Raw genomic sequence first — 14,628 nt, forward strand, 5'->3', positions numbered from 1 at the left:
TTTAGACGGCGTCTTCCAGTTCGAGTCGCGGTGCGATACCCAGCGCTTTCATCTCGTCGAGCAGGAGCTTGAACGCGTAGCTCATCTCGATCTCGTGGATATCGGTTTCCTCGTCGCAGTTCGGACAGTAGACGCGCCGTTGTTCGACGTTCTCGACCGCGCTCATCCCGCAGTTCGCACAGATGTGGATGAACTCGCGGTCGGACTCGTCCAGCAGTCGTTCTTTCAGCGTCATCGCGGCCCCGTGGCCGATGAACACGTCGCGTTCCATCTCCCCGATACGGAGCCCGCCCTCGCGGGCGCGTCCCTCCGTCGGCTGGCGGGTCAGCACCTGCACCGGCCCGCGCGAGCGGGCGTGCAGCTTGTTCGAGACCATGTGGTAGAGCTTCTGGTAGAAAATCACGCCGACGAAGATCTCGGCCTCGATCTTTTCGCCGGTGACCCCGGAGTACATGGTCTCCTTGCCGGCCGAATCGAAGCCGGCGTCCTCGAGGCCCTCGCGGAGTTCGTCCTCGTCCTCGCCGAGGAACGGCGTCCCGTCGACGCGGCGGCCCTCCATCGAGCCGAGTTTGCCGCCGATCATCTCGAGGATGTGTCCGACGGTCATCCGCGACGGCAGCGCGTGGGGATTCAGGACGAGGTCGGGGACGACGCCCTCCTCGGTGAAGGGCATGTCCTCCTGGGGTGCGAGGTGGCCCACGACACCCTTCTGGCCGTGCCGGCTGGCGAACTTGTCCCCGAGTTCGGGGATCCGTTCGTCGCGCACGGAGACCTTCGAGAGCTTCGAGCCGTCCTCGCCCTCCATGAGGGTGACGGTGTCGACGACGCCCGATTCGCCCGAGCGCATCGTCACAGAGGTCTCACGGCGCTTCTGGGGCGAGAGACCGCCCATGTCGTCGGGTTCCTCGAGGAATCGCGGCGGGCTCGTCTTCCCGAGGAGAACGGAGTTTTCGTCGACCTCCGTCTCGGGGTTCACGAGACCGTCCTCGTCCAAGTGGTTGTACGCGTCCTCGCCGCGGGCGCCGCGGACGTCCTGGGAGGGGATCTCGAAGCGGTCCTCCTGGCCGCCGGGGTAGCGACGTTCCTCGCCCTCGTAGGTCCGGAAGAAGTGCGATCGGGCGAGCGCGCGCTCGACGCTGGCCTTGTTCATGACCAGCGCGTCCTCGATGTTGAACCCCTCGTAGCTCATCACGGCGACGACGAAGTTCTGCGCCGCGGGGCGCTCGTCGTAGCCGATCTGTTCGGTGGTCTGGGTCTTGACCATCGAGAGCTGGGGGTAGTGCAGCAGGTGCTGGCGCGTGTCCGGCCGGATCCGGTAATTGGCCGACGGGAGCCCCAGCGACTGCTTGATCATCCCCGCCCCCATCGTAATACGCGGCGAGGCGTTGTGCTCGGGGTAGGGGATCATCCCCGCACCGATCGAGAAGATCAGCGACGGGTCGATCTCGAGGTGGGTGTGTTTCTCGGTGAGGTGCTCCTCGTCGACGGCCACGAGGATGTCCTCTTCCTCCTCGGCGTCGATGAACTCGACGTAGCCGTGCTCGACGAGATCGTCGAACTCGAGGTCGCCGTCCTGCAGCGCCTCGATCTCCTGGTCGGAGATGCGCGGTTCGCCGTCCTCGACGACCAGCAGGGGTCGTCGCGCGCGGCCGGCGTCGGCGTTGACGATCACTTCGCGAGTGCGCTCTTTCACCGAGACGTTGACCATCTCGGAAACGTCGCCGATGCGTCGCGCTTCGCGGATCTGTTCGGCCAGCTCGTGCGGATCGGGATGGGTCCCCACCAGCGACCCGTTGACGTATACTTTCGCGTCTCGTTGTTGGCTGCTCATGATTGATCAGTCGTCTGCGGTCGATCGTTCGATGCCCTCGAGGCCGGGAATCCCCTCGACGCCCATCGATGCCAGTTCGCGTTTGAGTTCCTGTTCGTCCTCGACGTTCTGGGAGAGCTCCATCGACTGCGCGAAGTTCTTCACCAGTCCGCAGTTCGGTCCCTCGGGCGTCTCCGAGGGGCCGATGCGACCCCACTGGGTCGCGTGTAAGTCCCGCGCCTCGAAGTGCGGCTGCGAGCGCGAAAGCGGGCTCCGAAGGCGGCGCAGGTGCGACAGAACGCCCATGAAGTCGGTTCGGTCGACCAGCTGCGAGACGCCGGAGCGGCCGCCGACCCAGTTGCCCGTCGCGATCGGGTGCTCCAGGCGCTCGGTCAGGACGTCCGAACGGACGACCGTCGAGACCGAGAGGTTCCGGTTTCGCATGTTGGCGCGCTCGAGTTGGTACTTCACGTCCCGGGCCAGCTTGTTCAGCGCGGTCCGGAACAGGTCCTTCATCAGATCGCCGCTGACCTTCAGCCGCTTGTTCGCGTAGTGGTCCTTGTCGTCCGAGTCGCGCCGACCCAGCGCGAGTTCGAAGCAGGCCTCGGCCATCCGGCAGAGGTAGTGGGCCTTGTTGATCCGGACGTCCTCCTCCTCGACGCCGTCCTCGTGGAGGTGGGGCAGCAGGTAGCGGTCGATGACGTAATTCGCGCGCTTGAGCTGGTAGTTTTTCCCCTGCCCGGAGGCGACGCGCTTCCCGAGTTCCTCGATGGCCTCCTCCTCGCTCTGGACCTCGGCGGCCTCGAGGTTCTCGAGCATGTACTTGACGACCTCGGGGTCGTTCGAGACCTTGTGGACGATCTCCTCGTCGCTCTCCAGCCCCAGCGCGCGGACGAGCGTGACGAAGTTGATCGAGCCCGATACCGACGGGAACGAAACCTCGAGCAGCCCCTCGCGGTTCCGTTCGCAGAGAACGAGCGCGCGGTAGCCACGGCGCTGGGAGAAGGTCTTGGCGACCTGGATCTCGTCGCCGTACTTGGTGTCGTACTCGGCGAGGATCTTGTTGGGCGCGAGGTCCTCGCTGGTCATCAGGACTCGCTCGGAGCCGTTGACGATGAAGTAGCCGCCCGGGTCGGCGGGGTCTTCGCCGATTTCGACGAGCTCCTCGTCGGAGAAGCCGGCGATGTTACACTTGTCGGAGCCGACCATGATCGGCATCCGACCGATCTTCGTCTCGGTGGAGTCGACGACCCGCTGGTCGCCCTCCTCGCCCTTGACGATAGACATCTCCATGAAGACCGGCGCGGAGTACGTAATGTTACGCAGCCGAGCTTCCTGCGGATAGAGCAACTCTTCCGAGCCGTCTGCCTCCCTGACGCGGGGCGTCACGACGCGGACGTCGCCGAGTTTGACGTGAACGGGTTCCTCCCCTTCCTTGTCGCCGATGTCCGTGTCGATCGTCTCCTTCTCGTCGACGACTTCCTGCATTCCGCGGTTGAGGAAGGCGTTGAACGATCGGTAGTGGTGTTCGGCGATCCGTTCCTTCGCGAAGTATTCGCGCGAGATCTCTCGCCGTTTCTCGCGATTGAGTTCCATTGACATTTATTCCACCACGAGTCGGTATACGACTGCCTGGTCGGCTGTCCGTGAGTTCCGAACGATCTTGATAACGTCGCCGATCTCCGCCTCGTCCGGGAGGGCGGGATCGCTGCGCTTGATTTTCGGCAGGTCTGTGCGGTCGATGTCGTACTCCTCGAGGACCTCGTCGAGCGCGTCCTCGTCGAGTACGGTGTGCTCCGGAACGAGTTCGTGTTGGCTTACGTCTACCATGTGTTGGGGTTGGTGTGCGTGTCGGCTATCGGGAGAGAAGCGGCTGTCACGAGATACTACAGCAGAATACCGCCGGGACGCATTTAACGGTTACTAACTCGAGCGGGTAGCGCGGCTACCCGACCGGAGCGGCCCTGACCGGAGGCACCGATCACGTGCGATAGTACCCCGGTATCAGTTAAATTCCTTGTGGAGCGTGTGGTGGTGTATCACAGCGGGGGCTCGAGGCGGTCTCCATGTTTCGATTCGCCGTACCACACGGTGATCGATTGGAAAGCCTTAATACTATCTCCGGGAAAGGATGAGTTGCGTTGGAAGCCCGGATGGTGTAGTGGCCCATCATACAACCCTGTCACGGTTGTGACGCGGGTTCAAATCCCGCTCCGGGCGTCTTCTTCCGCGAACAACAATCGACGAGCACCGCGTAGCGTATGCTCGTCAGCCAACAGGCCGTTCTGGAGCGAACGGGTCAGGCAGTGTGCGTAGATCAAATATCGATGGCGCAATAGCATCTGTTCTCGACAGTCTACGATCTCGATTCAGCTCATTCGGATACGAGAAGTCGCTAAGAGCGCTGTACACCAAACGACCGTCGGCCAATGATAAGGTAATTGAATAATATCCAGAACACAACCCTTAATACCGTCACGGGGAAACGATGAGTTGCGTTGGAAGCCCGGATGGTGTAGTGGCCCATCATACAACCCTGTCACGGTTGTGACGCGGGTTCAAATCCCGCTCCGGGCGTCTTCTTCCGCGAATAACAACCGACGAGCATTGCATAGCGTATACTTGTCACTAATGAGCGGAAGACGGAAATAAGGGATTTGAACTACGGAACGAGCGAACCAACGTGAGCGAGTTCAGGTGGTTCAAATCCCGCTCCGGGCGTCTTCTTCCGTAATAAATCTCGAGACAGCGTAGACTATCGATCAGCTGAGTTTTTATTCGATAACGGAACCACGTGCCGTGTGCGCAACTCGAAGGAGATCGGCGATACGACTGAGTCGAGGGCACTCTCGATGTTAGTCGCCTACGGATACAGCGTCTCGATTCCGTTCGGGGATAACGATAGATACGATCTCGTCGTCGACGACGGGGAGACACTCTATCGTCTTCAGTGCAAAACGGCGTGGTCTAACAAGGACCGGACGATACGGTTCAATACCCACTCCCAAACGACAAAAAATGGAACGTACCACGAACAGCCGTATCGGAACGATATCGATGCGTTTCTGGTCTATTATCCGGGAAACGAACAGTTCTATTGGATTGATGTAGCCGATGCAACCGAACAGAAGATGGAACTTCGATTCGCGGCAGAAATCGACCATCCCTCGATAAACTGGGCGGAGACGTACGAGTTCGACGGAACGATCCCCGAACGGTCGAGATCGGAGAACGCTACCAGCCGTAGCGACGACTAGCGTTCGCCACGGAAGAACCTAATTATTTAGTACCCACTCGGACATCCCTCAGTGGACTGCAGCGACTTGCGCTACTGGTACCCAATGACGAAACCGATCACCGTTCTCATCGTCGACAACGAACCGGGGTTCGCCGATCTCGCCGGCGAGATGCTCGAGCGCGAACGCGATGCGATCGTCGCCGAGGCGGCGACGGACGCGACGGCGGCGCTGGAGGTCCTCGAGCAGCGAGAGATCGATTGCATCGTCAGCGATTACGAGATGCCCCGGATGACGGGGTTGGAGCTGTTGGAGCGAGTTCGCGAGGACGATCCGGATCTGCCGTTCATTCTGTTTACGGGGCGGGGCTCCGAGGAGATCGCCAGCGAGGCGATCGCGGCGGGCGTGACCCAGTACCTGCAGAAGGAGTCCGGCAAGGAGCAGTACGCGCTGTTGGCGAACCAGATCACGAACGCGGTCTCCCAGTATCGGACCGAAACGGAACTGCGGGAGAGCGAGCGACGGTACGAGCGGACGCTGACGACGTTACACGAGACGACGCGGGATCTGATGCGTGCGGGCACGAAACGGGAGATCTACCAGTCGGCGGTCGATACGGCGGGCGAGATCCTCGACGTGCCCGTCGCCGCGGCGTACACGTTCGAGCCGACGGACGGGATCTTAGCGCACGCGGCGTCGATGCGAGAGTCGCGGGAACTCGTCGATCCGGAGATGCAGTTCGAGCAGGGCGAGGGCCACGTCTGGGAGGTGTTCTCGGAGGGGGAGAGCGCCTACTACGAGGACGTGACGCGGGACGCCGACACCAAGACGCTGAGCCGGAGCGAGCTGATCGTCCCGCTCGGGACCCACGGCGTGTTGGTCGCGGGCACCGAGGACGTCGACGGCTTCGACGAGACGATGACGGAACTGCTGCACATTCTGGCGGCCAACACCGAGGCGGCGCTCGATCGGGCCGAGCGCGAGCAACTGCTCCGGGACCACGATCGGACGCTCACCCAGCAAAACGAGGAGCTGACGCGGCTCAACCACACCAACGAGATCGTCCGGGAGATCAATCACGGCGTGGCCCAGGCCTCGACGCGGACCGAAATCGAGACGACGGTGTGCGAGCGGTTGGCCGACACCGAGCGATACTGCTTCGCCTGGATCGCCTCGAGCGACGACGAGCCGTCCGAGCCGACGGCCTGGGCCGGCATCGACGCGGCCTTTATCGACCGCGTTCGCGACGACGGTGAGTGCGCGCCCGAACTCTCCCTGGTTGCGGAGACCCTCGAAACCGGCCGCGTGCAGATCGTGCGGAACGTCCTCGAGACCGACGGCTGGGATCGGCGCCGAAAGGAGGCGTTGACCTACGGCTATCAGACGATACTGGCGGTCCCGCTGACCGATACCGAACGCCACTACGGCGTCTTGCTCGTCCACGTGGCGGGGGTCGACTCGGTCGGCGACAGCGAACTGGAGGTGCTCGGCGAACTCGGCGAGACGATCGGCCACGCGATTCGATCGGTCGAGCGGACGCGAGCCATGCTGACGGACAGCCGACTCGAGCTCGAACTCGCCGTTCACGATTCGCGACTGCTCTTGAACCGATTCACCGAGCACGTCGAGGGGGCGGTGACCATCGAGGGGATCATCGAACGGGACGACGACGTCGTCATGTTTGTCAGCACGCCTGAAACCGCCGATATCACGCCGCTCGAGGAATGGGCGTCGCTCGAGACGATCTCGATCGTCTCGGAAGGCGACGACGAGATCCTCTTCGAGGTGACGGTCACCTCGTCGCCGATCTTGGAGATCCTGCGGACCTTCGACGTCCAGTTGCGGACCGCGACCGCGCAGAACGGGTCGACGACGCTCGTCCTCGAGGTCCCCCAGCGGGTCGAAACCCGGTCGCTGGTCGAGGCGATCAGGGAGGGGTATCCCGAGACGGAACTCGAGGCGCGACGCGAGACGACGAGCACGCGGTCGGCCCGACAGCTCGACACGCACCTCGAGGAGCGGCTCACCGACAAGCAGTTCGAAGCGTTACAGGCGGCCCACTACAGCGGCTTCTTCGAGTGGCCCCGAGAGAGCACCGGCGAGGAGCTCGCCGACGCCCTCGACGTCACGCCGCCAACGTACCATTATCACCTGCGAGCGGCCGAGCGAAAGCTCGTCACGCTGGCGTTCGACGGCCAGTCTAATTAATTAGCATCTGGTTCTGAGGACCTCTAATAGATTAGAAGCTATACTTACCACCTCCCGGTACATACGGGTAAATGGCGATCTGCGATAGTCTATCGCCACCCCCAATCCCCCCACCCCCAACTTTCCCCCCTGACCTACCGTCCGAGAGCCATCAGCGCAGTTCGCTGTCGGCGCTCGACCAGCGGCATCGTCGATCAGTCCCCGTTGTACGGATCGATTGACTGTTCTCGTGAGCCCCGCGTTCGAACTGAGTCCGGCCGAGCGCGGACAGTTCTCGACGCGAGACGGACGCCGGCCGCCGTGAGTGAGGGAAATCGATCGCTACGCGCCTCGATAGTCATCGATCGCGTCGGACTCGAGGATCGCTCCGACGGATGCGTCTCGGCGACCCGCCTCCGGAATCTAAGTAATTAGATGAAAGGATCATTATCGCACTAATTACATAGTAAGTATATTTAATCCCCCGCAGCGCGTACGAATTGATGGCGATCTGCGATACTCTATCGCCACCCCCAATCCCCCCCACCCCCCACTTTTCCCCGGAACGACGTCGGAAGCGGCGGCTGTACGGTCGGACCGGCGACCTCACTGCGAGCCGATCGACTCCTCCCACTCGATCCAGTCTTGTTCCCAGCCGCGCCGGGATTCGGCGCGGCGAACGGCGTGTTCCCGATCTTCGCGGGCCGTCCGGTTTCGTTCGACGGCGCCCGACTGTTCGCCCTCGACCAACAGCGGCGCAAGCGAGACGGGATCGAACTGCGAGCGGCCGCCGTCGGCGGAGACCGCCTCGAGTCGCTGCCGCTGGGTTCCCCGCGGGAACACCAGTCGGCCGTCGTCGGTCAGCTGCTCGAGCAGGGCTCGCGGCGGTTCGACGGCGGCGGCTTCGAGGAGCACGCGATCGAACGGCGCGTACTCCGGGAGGCCGTCGGCGCCGTCGCGGCGGTCGACGAGGACGCCGTCGTAGCCCGCCCGAGCGAGGTTCTGGCGGGCTTCGACGACCAGCGGTCGGGAGATATCGACCGCGTGGACGTTGGTCTCGCCGACGACTTCGGCCACGACGGCGGCCGTGTAGCCGACCCCGGCGCCGACGATCAGCACTTCGTGATCGTCCTCGAGGGCCAGCGCTTGCAGCAATCGGGCGGCCGTGCTCGGAGCGAGGACGCGCGTCCCCAACACCTCGTGTTCCCGGTCGGCGTAGGCCGACCGGTCGTCCTCGAGGAATTCGTGGCGGGGGACGTCCCGCATCGCGACGGCGACGACCTCGTCGTGGAGGACGTCCTTGGCGGCGGACTCGAGGCCGTCGACCATATCCTCGCGCAGTACCGCAGGGTCCATACTCGAGGTATCGCTCGGGTCGTTATCAATGGCGCGCTTGCGCCGCCCGGCGGTCGATCCGTCGTTACCGTCCGCGCATTTCCACGAATCGGACCCCGCCGTGCTCGGTGCGCTCGAGACTGCCGTCCTCTCGTTTCGTCGCCTCGACGAGGGTCTGGAACCCGGACCCGATCGGCGCGAGGAGCGTGCCGCCGGGCCGCACCTGCTCGACGACGGGATCGGGGAACGACGCGGCCGCACACGTGAAGTACGCGGCGTCGTAGGGCGCGTGCTCGGGCCAGCCCTCGCGACCGTCGCCCGTCCGAACGTCGACCCCGTCGTACCCGAGTTCGGCGAGTCGCTCGCGGGCTCGGTTGGCGAGGTCGGCGCTGTACTCGACGGTCGCGACCGACTCGTCGCCGACGAGTTCGGCCGTGACCGCGGCGTGGTAGCCGCAGCCGGTGCCGATCTCGAGGACCTCGTCGCCGGGTTCGACTTCGAGCAGATCCGCCATCACGGCGACCATGTGGGGCGCGCTGATCGTCTGGCCGTCCCCGATCGGGAGGGGTCGGTCCGCGTACGCCCGATCCCGTCGGTCCGGCGGGACGAAGGCGTGTCGGGGGACCGATTCCATGGCCTCGAGAACGCGGTCGTCGTCGACGCGAGACGCGACGGTCCGGACCATGCGCTCGCGTGCGGCTTCGTAGTCGTCGGAGTCGGACTCGGCGTCGGAACCGAAGTTGCGGAACATGGTCCGACGTACCGTCTCGCAAGCAATAGGCGGTGGGTGGCGAGTGCCGGCACCTCCGAGCGAGCGTCGACTGCCGGACGAACGGCGTCCGATCGATCGGCTACCTCTACCTACCAGGCCGACCAGGCGCTGGTCTGCTGGTCGTAGGCGTAGATGCGCTTCGCGTCCTTCGCGAGGATGGAGTCGCCCTCCATCTCGTAGCGATCCCGGTCGTAGTCCGCGGCGTCGTCGCGGACGACGAACGCGTCGATCTCGAACTCGTCGTCGCCGAACTGTTCGACCTCGCCGACCTCGAACTCGTAGTCGCCGGGCACGTGGACCGTGATACTGCGGCTGTCGTCGCGCGAGCCGTCCTGCGGGTGGACCGTGACGTTGACCGCGACGTTGTCGACCTCGCGGGTCCAGACGGTCTCGACGTCCTCGGCGGCCGCTTCCTCGCGTCGCCTGTGACCGTCGAGTTCGACACTCGTGACGCGAACCGTCGAGAGGACCTCCTCGGTCTCGAGGATGAACTCGTCGCCGACCTCGACGGTCTCGTCTTCGGGGGTCGTCACGTTCGCGGTGAAGGACTCCCCGCCCTGGGAGACGACCACGTCGAGGGTGACCTCTCGCTCGCGCTCGGGCTGGATCTTGTGGACGTGACTGCACTCGCTACAACGAACCGTGAGGGTGCCGGCGCCTTCCGTGAGTACCTCGTGGACCGTCTCGAGGTCCGGCGAGCACGAAGGACAGGGCGTCGGAACCCGATCCGGAATTTCGCTCATAACCGTTCTAGACGCTACGCACCTAAAAAGCGATTGAAGCCGTCGTCACGCCGAGAGCCGGAGTCGATCGAGACGGCCTCGAGTTCGGTTCGACCCGCTTCCTGTCCCGAAACGAGCTAGTTCCCCTGGATCGCGTCGATGACCATCGCCGCGGCGACGATGGGCTCTTTCGGGACGGTGCTGGCGTCGTCGATCGTGATATCGTAGCGGTCGCGCAGCGAGAAGAGTCGGCCGCTGATCGAGCCGACGTGAGCGCCCGACGCGTCGGTGATCTCGTACTTGTGCGGGATCCATCCACCGAACGGAACGATGTTCCGGGCCAGCGTCACCAGCCCGCCCCGAGAGTTGATCTCGGCCAGTTTCTCCTCGGTGGTCGCGTCGCGGATCGTCCACGTATCCTGTAGCAGCGAGTAGTCGTTGTCCAGCACGACGAGGTTCTCGCCGGTCTGGGCGTCCGAGAGCACGTAGTTACCCGCGACGTCGATGATCCCCCCGGCGTTCACGGTGAACACCTCGTTGCCCTCGCCGTCGGTGAAGGGGAACTCATCTTTCATCTTGAACATCTTCTGTTTCCCCTCGAGGACGGTGTCGCCGCCGGCGTCGAGCGCCTTGTACTTGTTTCGAACGAACCCCTGCTCGACCGTATACCGGTCGTCGACGAGCTCGATCCCCTGAATATCGTACTCCCGAGTGTTACGCATCGGTCCGAACTATCCCCGGCATCACTTGAAACCACTAGGTACACACATGTACTCGGAATATTTCACCAGTAGTGTGGCGGTATTTCGGGGAGAGTGTAGAAGACTCGGCTCGCTCGAGTCGCGCCGCGATCAGGCGTCGGTCGCGGTCGGAAGGTCGATCGGCTCGCCGTCGGCGTACACCGTCGGTTCCAGCAGGATTCCGTCGAGGTGGATCGGCGCCTCCGTCTCGCCGCCGATCCCCGCGTCGTCGCCGATCGCGATGTGGACGGTGCCGCCGGCCTTCTCGTCCAACAGGACGGAGCCGACGAGGTCGGTGACGGCCACGTTCGTACCGATCCCCAGTTCCGCGAGGTTGTAGGCGGCGTCGCCGACCTCTTCGGCAGCGTCCGCCACCGTTTTCCGTATCTCGTCGTCAGAGATCCGCGTGACCAGTCCGTCCTCGACCTCGAAGGCGAGTTCCTGACCGTCCTCGAGCAGGCCGTGGGGCCGCATCGTCCCGTCGACGACGAACGTCCCGTCGGCGGTTTCGGGGCTGACGAACACCTCGCCGGCGGGCAGGTTCGACATCTGACCGGCCTCGTGGACGATCCCGGTGTCCGAGAGCCACTCCCGATCACCGATCCCGAACGCGATGTCGGTGCCGGCGGGGGTCGTCACGCGGATCTCGTCGGCGTCGGCCACCTGCTCTAAGACCTCCTCACAGTGGGTGGCGATCGACTCGTAGTCGGCGTCCAGTCCCGTCGTGAAGACCGCCTCGGTGATCCCCGGCAGCGTCGCGACGCGGGCCCCGGCCTCGTTGGCTTCGGTGCGGGCGCGCGTGTGACTCAAACTCTTCGTCGTCGGCGCGAGGACGACGTCCGCGCCGGCCATCGCGGCCGCGACGGGTTGGGGCGGTTCGCTCCCGTGGGTTTCGCCGGGCGGGTAGCGGACGACGACCGCGTCGTCGGTGATCTCGCCGGCGACCTCGTAGAGGGCCTCCCCGATCGGTTCGCGCTCGTCGTCTGTGACGATGGCACACGATTCGTCGCTCTCGAGGGCCAGACACTGCCGCACGGCCGTCTCGGCGGCACCGCGCAGTTCGGACATACGCGCATATTGTCTCAGGGGGTCGAAAGCTATTGCCCTTGGCGTCCGGCCGGCCCGCGGTTCGGAATCGCCGGCAGCGAACGCGTCTCCCGGCTGCGGTCACCGCCTCGATCGGACGGAGCCGGCCGTCAGTCCGCCGTCTGCGGCGTCGCTTCCGGCGGTTCGTCCGCGTCCGCCTCCACCGTCGAGTCGTCCGCGTTCGAGGGCGACGCCGCGAGTTCGTCGGGCGTCCCGAAGACGTGGAGCGTGTCGCCGGCCTCGAGCGGTTCCTTGTCGGCCGGCAGCGAGACGATCTCGTCGCCGCGCTCGACCGCGAGCGCGCGGCCCGGCACCCAGCCGGCGAACTCGTTCTCGAGCGGGCCGCCGTCCTCGACCGCGGTCGCCGTCACCGTCTCGTCGCTGGCCCTGATCGCCGCGACGAGCGCGTGACCGGCGCTCGGCGTCTCCGGACGCGTCGTGAGGCGATACCGCCGGCCGGGATCGAACGCCTCGGCGTCGTCCGCGTCGACGAGCAGCGTCGTGATCGATCCCGCGCTCGCTCGCAGCGTCCCCGTCGCGACGTACTGTCGGGCGTCGGCGCCGCCGGTCCAGACCTCGACCGGATCGCCGGTGCTCGCCCGCGCGGGCGGATCGCCGGCGATGGCGACGGCGACCCGGTCAGGTCCGAGCGTAGGGCTGATTCCGGGCCGGCGATCGCCGACCGCGACGGCCTCGACGGCGCCGTCCGCGGAGAGGTCCGCGCGGACGTAGCCGATGTCGAAGTCGGACTCGAGGCGCGCCTCGAGTCGGGATCGAAGCTCGGGCACCGACAGGTCGTTGGGGAACAGGAATCGCCGTCCCGCGAGGTCCCGTTTGACGCCGTCGTCGACGGCGGGGTACCCCTCGGCGTCGTCGATCGACCCGGGGAGCGCGACCGCGACGGCGAGTCCGGCCGACCGGACGAGGTCGGCCGCCGGCCCGTCGGACTCGAGTCGCGTCACGTCGTAAACGCCGCACGCGAGCCGGTCGCCGAGCCGGTGGCCGGCGGTCGCGGCGAGGGCGCCCGCGGTCACCAGCCCGAGGAGGTAACTGCCGGACGTGTAGTGGACCAGCGGCGAATCGACGACGACCTCGCCGCGGCGGATCGCCTCGAGGAGGAGCCGGCCGGACGGGAGTGCGAGCCCGGCGAGGACGGCCGCTCCGCGCGGTAGTTTGCGAACGGTCGCTCCCCGATAGCCGAACGCGACCGCGAGCGCGCCGACGCCCGCCAGCAGTCCGTACCCGAGGATGCCGAGCAGGGCCGTCCGCGTCCATTCGACCGTCGTCGAGCCGCCGAACGCGTCGCCGCTCTGCAGGAGTTCGACCGCGAGCAGCGCGTCCGGGAGCGCCTCGAGCGGCATCGCGACCGTCATCTCAGTCGCTCACCTCGATTGCTCGTCGGTCGGGGTCGTCCGAGTCCGTCCGTTTCTCGAGGGCCTCCCCGTCGGTTCCGAGGAGGATCGCCTCCGCGCCGACCGAAATCGCGGCCGGGTCGGGATCGAACCGCCACGTCCCCTCGTTCGTCGCCGCGTCGGGACGGGCGGCGTCGGAGTCGCCGCTGTCGTCGCGTTCCGCCCGCCGGACCGCGAACACCTCGAGATCGACCGCGTCGTCGTCGATCACCGCCAGTATCGGTTCGGACCACCACACCTTCCGGATCGCCGTCCCGTCGCGTTCGAGCAGCGAGACGGCGTCGAACTCGCGGGTGGTCTCGCCCGATACGACGGCGATCCGCGCCCGCTCGGCCTCGAGCAGCGCCTCCGCGTCCGTCGTCGGCACGGCGACGGTGACCCGTCCCTCGCCGCCGCGAGCCACGGTCGCCGACGACCGGGTCGCTCCGCCGGTACCGTCGCCGTCGGCTGCGGGCGTCGCGGTCGCGTCCGGCGCGGCGCGTCCGCCGTCCGCGACGACGTCGTCGCGGACGCTGGTGCCGAGTACGGTCCCGGCGACCGTCGTCGCCTCGGTCATCGCGAGAACGTCGTCGCCCGGCGCGAGCCCGGTCGGGAGGAGCGTCCGCACCGACACGGCGCGCCAGCCGTCCGGAACCCGCTTCGCGACGCCGTTGGTCGGCGGCGCCGCCGCGATCGACGCCCGCCCCCGACCGTCGACGGCGACCGAGGCCGCCTCGAGATCGAAGGTCGTCTCGAGTCGGTCCTCGAGGCGGGTTTCGAGTGCCGCGAGCGGAAGGTCCGCCGGTAGCCGCCACGCGCCGCCCTCGAGGGCCGCCCGGAGGTCGGGGTCGAGCGGCGGATAGCCGTCGAACGCGCGGACGTCGCCGCTCGCGCGGATCGTCACCTGCCCCATCGCGTCGACTGCGTCGATCGCGTCGCCGGACAGCGTCCGACCGCGCTCGACGGGCAGCGTCGTCTTCCGCGGGAGTTCGGTCGCGAGTCGCCAGCCGAGGCTGTCCGCGTAGGCGGCGATCACCCCGACGGCGAACAGCGCCGTGGCGATCCGCACCGCCTGCTCCGACAGGGGGTCGACGTCGAAGACGCCGATCGCGTAGCCGATTCCACCGGCCAGCGCGATTGCGATCGGGACCGACGCGGCCCGCGGCAGTCGTCGCCGGCGGACGTAGCCGAGGCCGAGCGCGACCGCCGCGACGAGGGACGCCGTCACGACGGCGATCAACAGACCGTACGCGACTCCGATCACCGATTCGTACGCTACCGTATCCATAGCGTCTCAACTCGTGTCGCCGTACCGGTTCGATGCCCCGTCTTTCTCGAGGGGGCGCCGG

The 14,628-nt window shown here is 65.9% G+C and carries 12 protein-coding genes and 2 tRNA genes; 4 read left to right on the forward strand and 10 right to left on the reverse strand.

All coding sequences use genetic code 11. The annotated features are described in order from the left end of the window. Position 1: 1 nt before the first annotated feature. The 3 genes from rpoB to HTZ84_RS15580 are packed head-to-tail and all read right to left on the reverse strand — an operon-like array spanning position 2 to position 3,640. The gene (gene rpoB, locus HTZ84_RS15570) at positions 2 to 1,831 is read right to left on the reverse strand and encodes a DNA-directed RNA polymerase subunit B (protein ID WP_174681520.1); all 1,830 of its coding nucleotides are present in this window, start codon (positions 1,829 to 1,831) and stop codon (positions 2 to 4) included. A 6-nt stretch (positions 1,832 to 1,837) separates the two neighbouring features. After that, positions 1,838 to 3,412 carry a DNA-directed RNA polymerase subunit B'' gene (locus HTZ84_RS15575; RefSeq protein ID WP_012941576.1) on the reverse strand — a complete coding sequence of 525 codons (1,575 nt, stop codon included), beginning with the start codon at positions 3,410 to 3,412 and terminating at the stop codon, positions 1,838 to 1,840. Beyond that, complete coding sequence (locus HTZ84_RS15580; RefSeq protein ID WP_126663734.1) at positions 3,413 to 3,640, reverse strand: DNA-directed RNA polymerase subunit H; 228 nt, start codon at positions 3,638 to 3,640, stop codon at positions 3,413 to 3,415. Positions 3,641 to 3,957: 317 nt separating this feature from the next. Here HTZ84_RS15580 and HTZ84_RS15585 point away from each other — a divergent pair. The 4 genes from HTZ84_RS15585 (at position 3,958) to HTZ84_RS15600 (ending at position 7,254) form a co-directional block, all read left to right on the forward strand. Then, positions 3,958 to 4,030 (forward strand) — tRNA-Asp (locus HTZ84_RS15585). 284 nt (positions 4,031 to 4,314) lie between these two features. Continuing rightward, positions 4,315 to 4,387 (forward strand) — tRNA-Asp (locus tag HTZ84_RS15590). A 224-nt stretch (positions 4,388 to 4,611) separates the two neighbouring features. Continuing rightward, a complete protein-coding gene (locus tag HTZ84_RS15595) occupies positions 4,612 to 5,067 on the forward strand; it encodes a group I intron-associated PD-(D/E)XK endonuclease (RefSeq protein ID WP_174681521.1) in 456 nt (151 codons plus the stop codon). Positions 5,068 to 5,151: 84 nt separating this feature from the next. Next, complete coding sequence (locus tag HTZ84_RS15600; protein ID WP_174682600.1) at positions 5,152 to 7,254, forward strand: bacterio-opsin activator domain-containing protein; 2,103 nt, start codon at positions 5,152 to 5,154, stop codon at positions 7,252 to 7,254. Between the two features lie 585 nt (positions 7,255 to 7,839). On the opposite strand, the gene HTZ84_RS15605 is transcribed toward HTZ84_RS15600, so the two are convergent. From HTZ84_RS15605 to HTZ84_RS15635, 7 genes are all read right to left on the reverse strand, one after another. After that, entirely contained in the window at positions 7,840 to 8,589 is a 750-nt protein-coding gene (locus HTZ84_RS15605; RefSeq protein ID WP_174681522.1) for a protein-L-isoaspartate O-methyltransferase family protein, read from the reverse strand. Positions 8,590 to 8,653: 64 nt separating this feature from the next. Continuing rightward, complete coding sequence (locus HTZ84_RS15610) at positions 8,654 to 9,319, reverse strand: protein-L-isoaspartate(D-aspartate) O-methyltransferase (protein WP_174681523.1); 666 nt, start codon at positions 9,317 to 9,319, stop codon at positions 8,654 to 8,656. 110 nt (positions 9,320 to 9,429) lie between these two features. Further along, positions 9,430 to 10,083, reverse strand: a complete 654-nt coding sequence (locus HTZ84_RS15615) for an HVO_0476 family zinc finger protein (protein WP_174681524.1) — start codon at positions 10,081 to 10,083, stop codon at positions 9,430 to 9,432. Positions 10,084 to 10,199: 116 nt separating this feature from the next. After that, positions 10,200 to 10,784, reverse strand: coding sequence for an LURP-one-related/scramblase family protein (locus HTZ84_RS15620; RefSeq protein WP_174681525.1), 585 nt, complete (start codon positions 10,782 to 10,784; stop codon positions 10,200 to 10,202). 129 nt (positions 10,785 to 10,913) lie between these two features. Beyond that, positions 10,914 to 11,870: an aminopeptidase gene (locus HTZ84_RS15625; RefSeq protein ID WP_174681526.1), complete on the reverse strand. Its 957-nt coding sequence runs from the start codon at positions 11,868 to 11,870 to the stop codon at positions 10,914 to 10,916. Positions 11,871 to 11,998: 128 nt separating this feature from the next. After that, entirely contained in the window at positions 11,999 to 13,261 is a 1,263-nt protein-coding gene (locus tag HTZ84_RS15630; RefSeq protein ID WP_174681527.1) for a TrkA C-terminal domain-containing protein, read from the reverse strand. Position 13,262: 1 nt separating this feature from the next. Next, complete coding sequence (locus HTZ84_RS15635; protein WP_174681528.1) at positions 13,263 to 14,567, reverse strand: hypothetical protein; 1,305 nt, start codon at positions 14,565 to 14,567, stop codon at positions 13,263 to 13,265. Between the last annotated feature and the right edge of the window lie 61 nt (positions 14,568 to 14,628).

The sequence above is a fragment of the Haloterrigena gelatinilytica genome, from assembly GCF_013342145.1.
GTDB lineage: Archaea > Halobacteriota > Halobacteria > Halobacteriales > Natrialbaceae > Haloterrigena > Haloterrigena gelatinilytica.